Annotated in this window: 15 protein-coding genes; 7 read left to right on the plus strand and 8 right to left on the minus strand. The window is 72.9% G+C overall.

Going from position 1 to position 12,573, the window contains the following annotated elements; all coding sequences use genetic code 11:
* The first annotated feature begins 37 nt into the window (after positions 1-37).
* Entirely contained in the window at positions 38-922 is an 885-nt protein-coding gene (locus tag AB0J53_RS00200) for an EamA family transporter (RefSeq protein WP_357584385.1), read from the plus strand.
* A 6-nt stretch (positions 923-928) separates the two neighbouring features.
* Here AB0J53_RS00200 and cpt read toward each other — a convergent pair whose 3' ends face one another.
* The 6 genes from cpt to AB0J53_RS00230 all read right to left on the minus strand — a co-directional run bounded on the left by cpt (position 929) and on the right by AB0J53_RS00230 (position 7,373).
* On the minus strand, positions 929-1,501 hold the full coding sequence (cpt, locus tag AB0J53_RS00205; RefSeq protein WP_364167356.1) for a chloramphenicol phosphotransferase CPT: 573 nt from the start codon (positions 1,499-1,501) through the stop codon (positions 929-931).
* A gap of 37 nt (positions 1,502-1,538) precedes the next feature.
* Positions 1,539-3,719: a cellulose binding domain-containing protein gene (locus AB0J53_RS00210; protein WP_364167358.1), complete on the minus strand. Its 2,181-nt coding sequence runs from the start codon at positions 3,717-3,719 to the stop codon at positions 1,539-1,541.
* Positions 3,720-3,820: 101 nt separating this feature from the next.
* On the minus strand, positions 3,821-5,296 hold the full coding sequence (locus tag AB0J53_RS00215) for a carboxylesterase family protein (RefSeq protein ID WP_364167360.1): 1,476 nt from the start codon (positions 5,294-5,296) through the stop codon (positions 3,821-3,823).
* Between the two features lie 46 nt (positions 5,297-5,342).
* Positions 5,343-6,299, minus strand: coding sequence for an ATP-dependent DNA ligase (locus AB0J53_RS00220; RefSeq protein ID WP_364167363.1), 957 nt, complete (start codon positions 6,297-6,299; stop codon positions 5,343-5,345).
* 54 nt (positions 6,300-6,353) lie between these two features.
* Positions 6,354-6,923 (minus strand): hypothetical protein, encoded by a 570-nt coding sequence (locus AB0J53_RS00225; RefSeq protein ID WP_219512528.1) that lies wholly within the window; start codon positions 6,921-6,923, stop codon positions 6,354-6,356.
* A gap of 114 nt (positions 6,924-7,037) precedes the next feature.
* Positions 7,038-7,373: a hypothetical protein gene (locus AB0J53_RS00230; RefSeq protein WP_364167366.1), complete on the minus strand. Its 336-nt coding sequence runs from the start codon at positions 7,371-7,373 to the stop codon at positions 7,038-7,040.
* A 17-nt stretch (positions 7,374-7,390) separates the two neighbouring features.
* Here AB0J53_RS00230 and AB0J53_RS00235 point away from each other — a divergent pair, with 17 nt between their 5' ends.
* Together AB0J53_RS00235 and AB0J53_RS00240 are read left to right on the plus strand one after the other, a co-directional pair.
* Positions 7,391-7,912 carry a GNAT family N-acetyltransferase gene (locus AB0J53_RS00235; protein WP_364167369.1) on the plus strand — a complete coding sequence of 174 codons (522 nt, stop codon included), beginning with the start codon at positions 7,391-7,393 and terminating at the stop codon, positions 7,910-7,912.
* A 69-nt stretch (positions 7,913-7,981) separates the two neighbouring features.
* The gene (locus AB0J53_RS00240; protein ID WP_364167371.1) at positions 7,982-9,052 is read left to right on the plus strand and encodes a serine hydrolase domain-containing protein; all 1,071 of its coding nucleotides are present in this window, start codon (positions 7,982-7,984) and stop codon (positions 9,050-9,052) included.
* 8 nt (positions 9,053-9,060) lie between these two features.
* Here AB0J53_RS00240 and AB0J53_RS00245 read toward each other — a convergent pair whose 3' ends face one another.
* Positions 9,061-9,885, minus strand: a complete 825-nt coding sequence (locus AB0J53_RS00245) for a class I SAM-dependent methyltransferase (protein WP_364167374.1) — start codon at positions 9,883-9,885, stop codon at positions 9,061-9,063.
* Between AB0J53_RS00245 and AB0J53_RS00250 the strand changes: the two genes are divergently transcribed.
* A complete protein-coding gene (locus tag AB0J53_RS00250) occupies positions 9,884-10,357 on the plus strand; it encodes a hypothetical protein (protein ID WP_364167377.1) in 474 nt (157 codons plus the stop codon). The two genes, AB0J53_RS00245 and AB0J53_RS00250, sit on opposite strands and share 2 nt — an antisense overlap.
* Positions 10,358-10,359: 2 nt before the next feature.
* Here AB0J53_RS00250 and AB0J53_RS00255 read toward each other — a convergent pair whose 3' ends face one another.
* Positions 10,360-11,070: a hypothetical protein gene (locus AB0J53_RS00255; protein WP_219512544.1), complete on the minus strand. Its 711-nt coding sequence runs from the start codon at positions 11,068-11,070 to the stop codon at positions 10,360-10,362.
* A 97-nt stretch (positions 11,071-11,167) separates the two neighbouring features.
* Between AB0J53_RS00255 and AB0J53_RS00260 the strand changes: the two genes are divergently transcribed.
* The 3 genes from AB0J53_RS00260 (at position 11,168) to AB0J53_RS00270 (ending at position 12,573) form a co-directional block, all read left to right on the plus strand.
* Positions 11,168-11,566, plus strand: a complete 399-nt coding sequence (locus AB0J53_RS00260; protein WP_364167380.1) for an HIT domain-containing protein — start codon at positions 11,168-11,170, stop codon at positions 11,564-11,566.
* A 17-nt stretch (positions 11,567-11,583) separates the two neighbouring features.
* Positions 11,584-12,096, plus strand: coding sequence for a GNAT family protein (locus AB0J53_RS00265; RefSeq protein WP_219512546.1), 513 nt, complete (start codon positions 11,584-11,586; stop codon positions 12,094-12,096).
* Between the two features lie 168 nt (positions 12,097-12,264).
* Positions 12,265-12,573 (plus strand): Cpe/LpqF family protein, encoded by a 309-nt coding sequence (locus tag AB0J53_RS00270; protein ID WP_364167383.1) that lies wholly within the window; start codon positions 12,265-12,267, stop codon positions 12,571-12,573.

Raw genomic sequence — 12,573 nt, forward strand, 5'->3', positions numbered from 1 at the left:
ATCTCAACGTTGAGATTATCAATGAGGAGGGAACGTCATGGCAACCATCGCCGCGCCGGCGACCGTCCACCCGGGCCGCGTCGGCGACCTCGTGCTGGCCGCCCTCGCCCCGATGAGCTGGGGCACCACCTACGTCGTGACCACCACGCTGCTGCCCCCCGACCGGCCGCTGCTCGCCGCCACCCTGCGCGCCCTCCCCGCCGGCCTCGTGCTCCTCGCCGTCGCCCGGCGCCTGCCCACCGGCTCGTGGTGGTGGAAGTCCGCGGTGCTCGGCATGCTGAACTTCGGGGCGTTCTTCCCCCTGCTGTTCTTCGGCGCCTACCGGCTGCCCGGCGGCGTCGCCGCCACCATCGGGTCCGTGCAACCGCTCGTCGTGGCGCTGCTGTCGATCCTCGTCCTGTCCGCCCGCCCCGCCCGAGCCGTCCTGTACGCCGCCCTGGCCGGCACCGGCGGCGTGGCCCTGCTGACGCTCACCTCCGAGGCCCGGCTCGACCCGCTCGGCATCCTCGCCATGCTGGCCGCCACCTCCCTCATGGGCCTGGCCATCGTGCTGGCCAAGAAATGGGGACGGCCCGAGTCGCCGCTCGTCATGACCGGCTGGCAGCTCACCATCGGCGGCCTGGCCATCGCGCCGCTCACCCTGGCCGTCGAGGGCCTGCCCGCCACCCTCACCGGGCCCAACCTGCTCGGCTTCGCCTACCTGGGCGTGTTCGGCACCGCGATCGCCTACGCGCTGTGGTTCCGCGGCATCGACCGGCTCGCGCCCACCTCCGTGTCGCTGCTCGGCCTCACCAACCCGCTCGTGGCCACCGTCGCCGGGCTCGCCGTGCTCGGCCAGACGCTCAACGGCTGGCAGATCGCCGGCTTCGTCCTCGCGCTCGGCGCGCTCGTCGCCGGTCAGACCTTCGCCAGGAAGTCCTGAGGACGCTCACCGATCCCCGGGCAGCGCGCGGCCCCCGCGCTCCCGCTCCTCGACGAACCGGGCGATGACCCGAGCGCACTCCAGCGCCTCGGCCTTCGCGGTGTCGACCTCCAGGTCGTAGCGCACCCCCTGGTGCACGATCTCGGCCTGCGACACCGCCATCCCCGCCACCCGGTCGCCGCGCGCCGTCTCCCGCGCCGCCGCGACCGCCGCCTCGCACCTGACGCCCACCCACGCCACGTCCAGCCCGGCCAGGGCCCGCATCCACCGCTCCTGCGAGGCGGCCCCGCCCAGGAACACCTCGTCCACGATCACCCGCGCCCCCGCCCGCGCCATCGCGGCGACCCCGGCGATCCAGGCGGCGTCCAGCCTGCTGAACTCCGGCCCGACGCTGATCCCCCCGTCGGGCGCGAACTCGATCCCCGCCTCCGACGAGCGCATGGCGACGGGCATCGCCTCGATCATCGTGTCGACCCCGAGCGTCAGCCACGGCTCCGGCAGGATCGCCTGCAGACACCGCGCGATCCCGGACTTCCCCGAGCTGGACCCGCCATTGAGCACGATCACCTGAACAGCCATCGCGCCACGATACCGATCCCCGCCTCCCGGCGAGCGGTCAGCGGACGTACACGTCCGGGGCGGGTGGGGTGGGCATGGCGTTCCCGATGAAGAAGCTCGGGTGCGGGGGCTGGTTGTAGGCGGTGTTCTGCCAGGCGAGCGCGACCCGGTACTGCGGGTCGTGCAGCAGAGTGTGGATCTTGGTGGTGGTGACGTGCGGCGTCGCGTAGATGCGCAGGGCGCGGTTGTCGGTCGTCGGCCAGATGACCTCTTCGCGCCAGTCGCCCAGGATGTCGCCCGACAGGGACGGGGTGGCCTTGGTGCCGTTGTTGGAGTGGACGCCCGAGGCGGTCAGCAGCCGGGTCTCGCCGCCGGTGCCGTACTTGTCGATCCTGGTCTGGTCCAGCAGTTCGCGGACGGGGTCGCCGTCCCACCAGGACAGGAAGTTGGCCGAGGAGGGCTGGCGGCCGATGACGGCGCCGGAGGTGTTGCGCAGGCCGTTCTGGCCGGCGCCCGCGGCCCAGGACTCGGCGCCGGGGCTGCCCGGGTGGATGTCGCCGGCGACGCCGCGGCCGGGACCCTCGCCGGAGGAGCTGCCGGTGCGCCACAGGGCCGAGCCGGTGCGGGCGTCGAGCATGTAGAGGCCGGGCGGGGAGGACGATTCGGAGATCTTCACGTACTCCTGGCCGGGCCTGCCGGGGTCGAGGTCGCCGAGGTGGGCTGCGTCGCCGTGACCCCAGCGGGTGTTCCACAGGCCGCGGCCGTCGTCGTTGACGGCGGCGGCGCCGTACACGATCTCGTCGCGCCCGTCGGCGTCGACGTCGCCGATGGTGAGCGAGTGGTTGCCCTGCCCGGCGTAGGCGCTGTTGCCGGAGCTGTTGGAGTCGAACGTCCAGCGCTTGGTGAGGCGGCCGTCGCGGAAGTCCCAGGCGGCGATGACCGAGCGGGTGTAGTAGCCGCGCGCCATGATGAGCGAGGGCCGTTCGCCGTCGAGGTACGCGGTGCCGGCCAGGAAGCGGTCGACGCGGTTGCCGTAGCCGTCGCCCCAGGAGGAGACGTCGCCGCGCGGCGGGTCGTAGGGCACGGTCGACATGGCGGCGCCGGTCTGCCCGTTGAACATGGTGAGGAATTCGGGCCCGGTGAGGATGTAGCCGCCGGAGTTGCGGTGGTCGGCTCCGGCGTCGCCGATGACGGCGCCTCGGCCGTCGACGGTGCCGTCGGCGGTCTTCATCGCGACTTCGGCCTTGCCGTCGCCGTCGTAGTCGTACACCTGGAACTGGGTGTAGTGGGCGCCGGCGCGGATGTTGCGGCCGAGGTTGACGCGCCACAGCCGGGTGCCGTCGAGCTTGACGCCGTCGATGTAGACGGGGTCGGTCACGCCGGACTGGGAGTTGTCCTTGGCGTTGTTCGGCTCCCACTTCAGCACGAGGTCGAGGCGGCCGTCGCCGTCGAGGTCGCCGACGCTCGCGTCGTTGGCGTGGTGGCCGGAGGACGGCGGGCTGACGGGCACGTCGAGGTAGCCGTTGCCGAAGCGCAGCGACGGCTCGGACGCGGGCCCCTCGGCGCCCCCGGTGACGGGCCGGACGGTGTAGGTGGCGTCGGCGGCGGCGCCGGGATCCAGGTAGTTGGTGGAGTTCGTCACGGTGGCGATGCGGGTGCCGCCCCGGTAGACGTTGTAGGCGGTCTCGCGGGCCTCGGTGCCGAGCAGCCGCCAGGACACCAGGTTGCCGCTGCCGGAGCGCACGCTGATCAGGCCCCGGTCGAGGTCCTCGACCTGCTTGCCGCCCCCGGGGCCGGGCGGCGGGGTGGTGACGGTGGGCGACGGCGACGGCTCTGCGCCGGTGCAGGCGACGCCGTTCAGGGCGAAGGCCTCCGGTACGGGGTTCGCGCTGCCGTTCCAGGACGCGTTGAACCCGAAGGCGACGCTGCCCCCGGCCGGGAGGGCGGCGTTGTAGCCCACGTCGGTCATGGTGACGGCGGCGCCGCTCTGGCTCGGCTGGGCGTTCCACGCCTGGGTGATCTGCTGCCCGGCCCCGTACGTCCAGGTCAGCCGCCAGCCGTTGACGGCGTCGCCGAGGTTGCGGATGGTCACGTTGCCAGTGAACCCGCCGGACCACTGCGAGGCGACGGCGTAGTCCACGTCGCAGGTCACGGCGGCGGAGGCGGGTAACTGCCCGACCAGCGCGCCCGCGACCGCGAGCCCGGCCGTGGCGGCCAGGCAGGCTTTGAATCGATTCATCGCGAGGTCCCAACTGAGGGGAGGACTGAGACGCCTCAGACGCTAGGAGCCGCCCGCGCGGTGGTCAATCACGCGGACGGCCGCCGTTGTATCGATTCAGGTCAGACCCCGGCCGGAGCTGAAACTTTCAGCGAGGCCCAGAAGGCGTACCGGTGCTCCCCGGCGAAGTCGACGGGCCCGGTCGCGCCCGGCGCGAGCGCCTGCACGTACGGCTCGGGCGCGGTGAAGGCGGGCCAGCCGGGGTCGCCGTCGCGGGCGAAGGCGGCCCAGCGGCCGATCATGTACTCGGCCAGCCGCCGCTGCCCCTCGTCCAGCGGCTCGTTGTAGCCCACGTCGAACAGGTACGGCAGGTCGGCGGCATGATAGGCGCCCATGTCGTACGGCTTGGGGAAGGCCGCGAACCAGGGCGCGGCGGCGTCGGCGAACTCGTAGGCGTAAGCAGCGGTCCGCCGCGACAGCTCCGCCCCGGTGTCGAGCGCGTGCCGTGCGTACTGGGCGTCGGTCAGCGCCGTGGCCAGCGCCTGGCCCGGGGAGGCGTAGGCGTCCGCCGGGTACTCGGCCAGCACCGCGTCCGCGTCGCCGCCGAAGGCCGCGCGCACCTCGTCCGCGTAGCGCCCGGCGGGGATCGGCCCGCCGTGGACGGCCATCTCCTGCCCCCACACGTGCATCCGCTGCTCGTGCCGGTTGATCCCGAACAGCACCGGAACCGGGTGGAAGTCGCCGGCCCGCACCGCCGCCGCCGGATCGACCGGCAGCGCCCCGCCCCCGGCGACCGGCCCGAACCCGGGCTGCGCGGGGTCGGCGGCGGCCCGCAGCAGCTCCTCGACCGGGACCTCGCGCAGCCGGCTCAGGTCGGCGAGGCCGAGCCGCGCGACCAGCGCCTCGCCCTCCCGCTCGGCCTGCGCGCGGGGGCGCGGGTTGTTGCCCAGGGCGAGCGAGGGCGCCCACGGCGCGGTCACCGGCGCGCTCTGCAGGATCGCCCGGTGGAACAGCCCGGCCGACCCCGGCATCACCAGGTGGGCCCCGGCGGCGACGCCTCCGGACGACTCGCCGAACAGCGTCACGTTGCCCGGGTCGCCGCCGAACGCCGCCGCGTTGCGCCGCACCCAGCGCAGCGCCTCCTGCTGGTCGAGCAGCCCGCAGTCGGCCGACTCGGGGTCGAGCGCCGGATGGGCGAGGAAGCCGAGCGCGCCGAGCCGATAGTTGACGGTCACCACGACCACCCGGCCCTGGACGGCCAGCCGCCGGGCGTCGTAGAGGTGACCGGCGCCGTCCTTGAAGCTGCCGCCGTGCAGCCACACCATCACGGGCAGCCCGGCGCCCTCGCTGGGCGCGGTCACGTTGAGGTAGAGGCAGTCCTCGCTGAGGCTTCCGGCTCCCAGGTGGTCGCCGGTCTGCGCGCACATCGGCCCCGGCCGGGTGGCGTCCAGCGGCTCGGTCCAGGCCGCCGCCGGTCGCGGCGCGCGCCAGCGCAGCTCGCCCACGGGCGGGGCGGCGTACGGGATGCCGAGGTAGGCGCGGTGGTCGGCGGTGACGAGCCCGCGCACGGGGCCGCGGTCGGTGAGCACGATGTCCATGCCCGGAACCGTACCCCGAATTTGGGCGGTCGCGCAAGACGAACGCCTAAGGCGAACGCTCATCCTCCCGGCGGGCCTTGGCACGGCGCTTGCCCTCGTGCATCGCCTGCACCCGCGCCACCGGGATCGTGTGCCCCTCCTCGATCAGGTCGGCGGGCAGCCGCTGCTCGGCGGGCATCAGCTCGGCCCACGGGTCACCGTCGCCGAGCCTGTCCACAGCGGTGTGGACGGTGAAGTCACGCGGCGACACCCGGTCCAGCTCCTCCCACGCCACCGGGAACGAGACCGGCGTGCCCGGCCGGATGCGCGGGCTGTAGGCGGCCACCACCGTCGCCCCGCCCGCCCGGGTCGAGTCCAGGAACACCTTGCCGCCCCGGTCCTCCCGGATGAACGCGGTCGTGGCCAGCGACGGGTCGATCCGCTCGGCGCGCGCCGCCAGCGCCCGGGTGGCCGCCGCCAGGTCCTCCATGCCGATCCCGGCCACCACCGGCACGAACACGTGCACCCCCTTGGCCCCGCTGGTCTTGACCGCCCCGGCCAGCCCGCAGTCGGCCAGCGCCTGCCGTACCAGCATCGCGGCGGCCACCACCGCCCCGAACCCCTCCCCCTCCGGCGGGTCGAGGTCGAGCACCAGGTGGGTGAAGTGATCACCCCGCACCAGCGCCGGGTGGTACTCGACCGCCCGCTGGTTGCCGAACCACAGCAGCGTCCGCCGGTCGTCGCACAGCGCGTAGGTGACCCGCCTGCGGGACGCCTCCGCCCACATCGACGTCGTACGAATCCAGTCGGGGGCGTACTTGGGCAGGTTCTTCTGCATGAAGGGAGCCTGGCCGGGCCGCACCCGGATCACCGACAGCGCCCGCTCGCGCAGCCCCGGCAGCATCCGGTCGCGCACCGCGTCGAGGTAGTCGACCAGGTCCCGCTTGGTCGCCTCCGCGCCGTCGAACAGGGGCTGGTCGAGGTTGGTCAGCGCCACCCCGTCGCGTGTCTCATCGCTGGTCACCCGGTCTACGATGCCCACCCGGACCGGATCGACGCAAGCATGGTCAAAACGCGGTCAGAGGCGGCGGCACTGGCCTTCCTTGTCGCCGTCGACGGAGTTGCGGCCGCCGGTCGGCCGCGGGCTGTTGTCCTCGCACTGCAGGTTGCCGTCGACCTTGTTGCGGTGGACGCGGACGCCGCCGCGGTTGTCCTTCACCTGGATGTCGCCGTCCACCCGGTTGCCCTCGACGCGCTGGCGGCGGTCGTTGTCCTCAAGCTGGATGTTGCCGTCGACCCGCGACGAGGTCACCGTGGTGGCGCCCCCGTCCTCCACCTGGATGTCGCCGCCCACCACCGAACGGGAGGTGACCGACACCGAGCGGGCGCCATCGGCCTGCACGTTGCCGTCGACCTTCACCCGCTTGGCCAGCAGCGTCGCGCCCTTGCCCACCTTCACGTCACCCTCGACCCGGGTGCCGGACAGCTTGCACGTGGCGCCCTTCGGCACATACAGGCTGTCCACGCTCACCGCGCCGATCGTGCCCCGGCACGTCCTGTCGTCGGCGAGCGCCGGACCGGCTGCCACGAACCCGCCGAACACGGTGGTCAGCGCGGCGCCTGCCAGAACCAGCTTGACGTTCCTCATGTCGTTTCCTTCCCATCGGTGCGGACATGAAGAAGCATCTCGATCAGCGGTGAGGGCCCGGTGAGGCGAACATTAGCCCTTTCTCATCCAAATGCCCCAGGTCGCCCCAGAACCTCAGATCCACAGATAGTCGTAGTCGGGCGGCGCCGGGCGGATGTGCAGGCCGCCATCACGTACCTGCCACTCGTCCTGGCCGTGGACCTCGTGGAAGACGAGGAACAGGCCGCACACGCGGTCGCCGTCCTCGTCGGCGGCCGGCAGCGCGGCGACCGCGCGGACCCGCTCCTCCAAGTCGGCCAGCAGAGGCGCGGGGACGGCCCGCAGGTAGGAGGCCACGTCGAACCAGCCCTCCGGGAACGACCACCCCGGGTCGTCCCCGATGACCCGCGCGGCCTCGTCCCGCAGCCCGTTGAACTCCAGCCAGCCGCGAACGTAGACGATGGCGCCCATGAGCCCATCATGGTGCCATGACCGTCCCCGACCTTCCCGCCGACGGCGGTTTCCTGCTGCGGCCGTGGCGGCTGACCGACCTGCCCGCGGTCGCCGAGGCCGCCGCCGACCCGTACATCCCGTTGATCACCTCCGTTCCGGCGGTGTACTCCGACGCCGAGGGCGCGGCCTTCGTCCGCCGCCAGTGGGCCAGGGCCGCCGACGGCGTGGGCTACTCGTTCGCGATCGCCCGCGACGGCCGCGCCGTCGGCCAGATCGAGCTGTGGCCCGGCCCCCACGGCCGCGCGAGCGTCGGCTACTGGGTGGCCGGATCGGCCAGAGGACAGGGGGTGGCGTGCGCGGCACTGCGCGCGGTGGCGTCCTGGGCGTTCGGCGAGCTGCGGATCGCGCGGCTGGAAGCGCACGTCGAGCCGTGGAACGCAGCGTCGTGGAAGGCCGCCGAGAAGGCCGGGTTCGCGCGGGAAGGACTGCTGCGGAAGTGGAAGGAGGTGGGCGGGGAGCGGCGGGACATGTACGTGTACGCCAGGGTCGCGGGCTGAGGTTTTCCGCAGGCGGGTGTGCGGTCCGCCGCATGGTCCGGCCCGTCCGGCGTCCCTAGCGTTGAGGTCATGATCCTGACGAAGACCGTGGCGCTCGCCCTCGCCCTGACCACCGTGGCGCCGACGCACGAGCAGTTGAGAACCCATCTGGACGCGCTGGTGGACGCGAAGGCCATGACGGCCGCGCTGGCGCTGGTGCGCGAGGACGGCCGCGACCGGGCGATGGCCGTCGGCGTGCGGGACGTGCGCTCGAAGGCGCCCGCCGACCCGCACGGCTACTTCCGCGTCGGCAGCGTGACCAAGACGTTCGTGGCGACCGTGCTGCTGCAGCTCGCCGACGAGGGCAAGCTGTCCCTCGACGACCTGGTGAGCAAGCACCTGCCGGGCGCGCTGCCCGAGGACAGCCAGGTCACCGTCCGCCAGGCGCTCAACCACACGAGCGGCGTCTTCGACTACGCGGGCGCCGGCATCCCCGGCTGGTCGGCGCGCGACTACCGGCCGAGGGAGACGCTGTACGACCAGACGCCGCAGGAGCTGCTGGCCGTGGGCCTGTCGAAGCCGCCGTACTTCAAGCCGGGCCAGGGCTGGCGCTACTCCAACACGAACTACGTGATCGCCGCCATGCTCATCGAGAAGCTGACCGGCAACCCGTACGCGAAGGAGATCGAGAACCGCATCCTGCGCCCGCTGGGCCTGCGGCACACGCTGCTGCCGGGCCACCGCAAGGACCTGCCGAAGCCGCACGCGCGCGGCTACGCGCCGTACCAGGGCAAGATGGTCGACGCGACCCGGATGAACCCGTCCCTGGAGTACGGTGCGGGCGAGATGATCTCGACGACGGCCGATCTGGCGACGTTCCTGGACGCGCTGCTCGGCGGCAAGCTGACCAGCGGGCAGGCGCTCAAGCAGATGCGCACGATGGAGAACGCGGGCCAGGGCATGGGCTACGGGCTGGGCCTGCAGGCGTTCCCGCTGCCGTGCGGGGGCAAGGTGTACGGGCACAGCGGCGGCACGTTCGGCTACCTGACCTACGCGCTGCGCTCGGACTCGGGCCGCACGCTGGTCCTGTCCGGCAACCCGTACACGGGCGAGACCCCCGCCGACGCGCTGCCGAAGGTGCTGGCGACGGCGTTCTGCTGAGCGAAGGCTCAGGCGAGCACCGCCTCCACCAGGAACCGGTGGTTGCGCACCGGGAAGCCGCCGTCGGACGTGATCCGCTCGTGCAGCGCGCGGAGCGGGCCCGCGTGGCGTTCGTGGTCGAAGTCGCGGATCTGCCACGGGACGGCACGCAGGTGGAAGACGACGGCGCCGATGTCGTGGAAGACGTACTCGGTCATCTCCTCCCGGGCGTCGGCGATGCGCAGGCCGGCGCGGCGCAGGCGGCGGACCGCGACGTCGAGCGTCCACCCGTCCGCCGTGGCGGCGGGCGGCGCGCAGAGGGCGGCGTTCAGCTCCAGGTCGTTGCGGCTGCCGACCTGCTGGGTGAGCAGTCGCCCGCCGGGTTCGAGCACACGGGCGACCTCGGCCGCGTCGAGCCCGCCGTGCCGGTTGAGCACCAGGTCGAAGGCCGCGTCCCGGGCGGGCAGGAGCTCCGCGGAGCCGCCGAGCACGGCCACGCCCAGCGGCCCGAGCCGCCGGGCGGCGACCACCAGGTTGGGCGGCCAGCCCTCCAGGGCGACCGTGCGCGGCGGCAGCGGCGCCAGGGAGGCCAGGACCTCGCCGCCGCCGGTGTCGACGTCCAGCGGGCGGCGCGCCGAGGCGAGCAGCGCCGACGCGCGGGCCGTGTAGCTCCACGAGGGCGTCCCGCCGCTCGTCCTGCCTCGCAGCCAGGCGAAGTCCCAGCCGCGCACGGACGCCCGGACCGCCTGCTCCACCAGATCCTCGTAGCCGGTCACCCGATCACCGTAGTGACGCCCGGCCGCGATCACCGCTCCTTTTCCGGCCGGGTCACCGTCAGGGTATCTTGACGGCATGACCTTGAAGCTGAGCGACATCCCCGGCCACGAGGGGTTCGCGGCACCCGTGCTTCCCGACGGCGAGCTCGCCCGCTCGGGCAGCGCGTTCACCAGGACCTTCATCGGCTACCAGGCCGCCTGCTCGTGCGGCTGGGCCGACCGGCGCCGCTTCCCGCCCTCGCCGCAGGGCGCGAAGGAGGCCGAGGAGCAGTGGTACAAGCACGCCGGCCCGCTGCTCGCCGCCGCCCCGCCCAACTGGCTGGTGATCAAGTCGAACCTGCTGTGCGAGCAGGTCGCGAACCTCACCGGCGACCGCCCGCTCGCCGCCCTCACCCTGCTCGCCCAGGTGGAAGCCTGGCAGCGCGCCCTGCTCGACCGGGCCGTGGCCGCCGCCAGGGCCGGAGGGGCGTCGTGGTCGCAGGTCGGCGACGCGATGGGGATCTCCAAGCAGGCCGCCCACGAGCGGTTCAGGGACGCCGAGCCGGTCTGAGCTCACCAGCTCAGCGCCTTCGGCCGGCCCGCCGGCTCCGGCTCCCGCCCGCGCAGCACCGCCACCCCCAGCGGGACCAGCGCCACGCACAGCAGCACGGTGACCAGCACGTCCGGGATCGAGGCGCCCTTCAGCACCCCCACCCAGGTGCCGCCCGCCAGCAGCAGCATCAGCGCGCGGGCGGTGCCGAAGACGCCCGAGCGCCAGGCGGCCACGGCCAGCAGGAGCGTGCCCGCGTACTGGCCGACGGAGGCCATGACCGGGATGTGCCACGGCCCGTACGCGATGTCCACGTACTCCGCCATCACCCCGTCCGTCGCCCGCCCGAGCCCGGCCGATTCGGTGAGCTGGAACGCGGTCTGGTCGGCGCCCGCGAAGTACAGCCGGGCGAACAGCCCGGCGACCAGCAGCGCGCCGCCCCAGAACGCGAGCCCGCCCCCGGCCCGCTGCGCCAGCGCGACGAACGCCGGGAAGAGCAGCATCATCCCCAGCGCGAACACCCCGTACGCGAGCGTGATCAGGGCGGGCTCGGCGGTGTAGGCGAGCAGCTGACCGTAGGCGGCGAACGGCTGCTCGTCGGCCCACGCCTGCTGCTCGGGGCTGAGCGCGGTGACCGTGGCCACGTAGCGCAGCAGGTAGCCGGCGGCCAGCACGACCGGCCCCGCCACCAGGGCCGCACCGCCGATCCATCGTCCGGGAAAGTATGCGTTCATGCCGGGTGAGCGTGCCACCGGCAGCCCCGGCCGATCATCTGCCGATCGTCACCCCACCCCCCTGTCGAAAGTAAGGCCCTTCCCGCATGATGATCGAATGCCCGACTGCCCGTTCTGCCTTCCCCGGATCGAGCCCGACATCATCCTGGCCGACGAGCACTGCTACGCGATGTTCAGCCGCGACGCCGTACCCGAAGGCTCGGCCATGGTGCTCCCGCTCGCCCACCGCGAAACCGTCTTCGACCTGACCCCCGAGGAGTGGACGGCCACCCGGCTGCTGCTCGACGCGATGAAGCGCAAGCTCACCGGCTCGCACGCGCCCGACGGCTGGAACGTGGGCTGGAACGTCGGCCCGGTCGGGGGCCAGAGCGTCGCGCACGCGCACTGCCACCTGGTGCCGCGTTACGCCGGGGAGCCGCTCGCCGGACGCGGCATCCGCGCGTGGATCAAGGACCCCGCCAACCGGCCTCCCGGTGGCATGATGGGTAACGCCTGACTTCGGGGAGGTTTGTCGTGGGGGTGTCGTCCGTCGTGCTGCGGCCGGTGACGGAGGCGGATCTGGAGATGTTCCGCCGTTTCGCGACGGAGCCCGGCCTGATCGGGCTCGACTGGGGCGGGTTCCGCGACGCCCAGGCCCACGCGCGGCGCTTCGCCCTCGACGGCTACCTCGCCGCCGACCACAGCCGCCTCATCGTGACCGCGGACGGCCGGACCGCGGGGTTCGTCGACTGGCGGGAGAGCGGCTACGGCCTGGCGAAATACTGGGAGATCGGCATCGCCCTGCTGCCCGACTGGCGTGGCCGCGGCGTCGGCTGGCGGGCGCAGGCGGCGCTGTGCGACTACCTGTTCACGCACACGCCGGCCGAGCGGATCGAGGCGCGCACCCATCCGGAGAACATCGCCGAGCAGAAGTCCCTGGAGAAGGCCGGGTTCCGGCTGGAGGGCGTGCTGCGTTCGATCGAGTTCCGGGCGGGCGCGTGGCGCGACGGCTGGGTGTACGGCCGCCTGCGCGGCGACACGCCCTGACCCCGGCCCGCCGTGACGGACCGCCGGCGTTTCCGGTGATGTCGGCGCCGGTCGCTAGCATTCGCTGACTGGTTTTCCACGCTGGGAGTCCTGATGCGACTGGTTTCCGCTTCGCTCGTCCTGTTAGCCGTCCTCGTGGCGGGGTGCGCGTCCGCCGGAGGAGAAAAGGTGATCGCCATTCCCGACAGCGCGGTCGGCACGCAACTGGAGTGGTATCTGGGCGCGGTCAACCGCACTCCGATTCCCGGCGACGAGCTCAAGGAGCACCTCAGCCCGGCTTTCCTGAAAGAAATTCCGGCCGCGCGGTTCAACGAGCTCGCCAAGGGCCTGGCCGGGCTGAAGCTGGACGAGTTGAGCAGCACGAAGCCGACCGAGCTGATCGGGCTGACGTCCATCCCGGCCGGGCAGAAGTACGACACGCGGATCTCCGTCGGCGACGACGGCAAGATCGACTACCTGCTGCTCGAACCCCAGTAG

Origin of the sequence: Nonomuraea sp. NPDC049725 (genome assembly GCF_040674795.1) — a bacterium.
Classification (GTDB): domain Bacteria; phylum Actinomycetota; class Actinomycetes; order Streptosporangiales; family Streptosporangiaceae; genus Nonomuraea; species Nonomuraea ceibae.

Excerpts from the sequence above, each read along its gene's own strand:
- AB0J53_RS00200 (WP_357584385.1), top strand. The coding sequence starts at position 38 with ATGGCAACCATCGCCGCGCCGGCGACCGTCCACCCGGGCCGCGTCGGC.
- cpt (WP_364167356.1), bottom strand. The coding sequence starts at position 1,501 with ATGGCTGTTCAGGTGATCGTGCTCAATGGCGGGTCCAGCTCGGGGAAG.
- AB0J53_RS00210 (WP_364167358.1), bottom strand. The coding sequence starts at position 3,719 with ATGAATCGATTCAAAGCCTGCCTGGCCGCCACGGCCGGGCTCGCGGTC.
- AB0J53_RS00215 (WP_364167360.1), bottom strand. The coding sequence starts at position 5,296 with ATGGACATCGTGCTCACCGACCGCGGCCCCGTGCGCGGGCTCGTCACC.
- AB0J53_RS00225 (WP_219512528.1), bottom strand. The coding sequence starts at position 6,923 with ATGAGGAACGTCAAGCTGGTTCTGGCAGGCGCCGCGCTGACCACCGTG.
- AB0J53_RS00230 (WP_364167366.1), bottom strand. The coding sequence starts at position 7,373 with ATGGGCGCCATCGTCTACGTTCGCGGCTGGCTGGAGTTCAACGGGCTG.
- AB0J53_RS00235 (WP_364167369.1), top strand. The coding sequence starts at position 7,391 with ATGACCGTCCCCGACCTTCCCGCCGACGGCGGTTTCCTGCTGCGGCCG.
- AB0J53_RS00240 (WP_364167371.1), top strand. The coding sequence starts at position 7,982 with ATGATCCTGACGAAGACCGTGGCGCTCGCCCTCGCCCTGACCACCGTG.
- AB0J53_RS00250 (WP_364167377.1), top strand. The coding sequence starts at position 9,884 with ATGACCTTGAAGCTGAGCGACATCCCCGGCCACGAGGGGTTCGCGGCA.
- AB0J53_RS00245 (WP_364167374.1), bottom strand. The coding sequence starts at position 9,885 with ATGCCGTCAAGATACCCTGACGGTGACCCGGCCGGAAAAGGAGCGGTG.
- AB0J53_RS00255 (WP_219512544.1), bottom strand. The coding sequence starts at position 11,070 with ATGAACGCATACTTTCCCGGACGATGGATCGGCGGTGCGGCCCTGGTG.
- AB0J53_RS00260 (WP_364167380.1), top strand. The coding sequence starts at position 11,168 with ATGCCCGACTGCCCGTTCTGCCTTCCCCGGATCGAGCCCGACATCATC.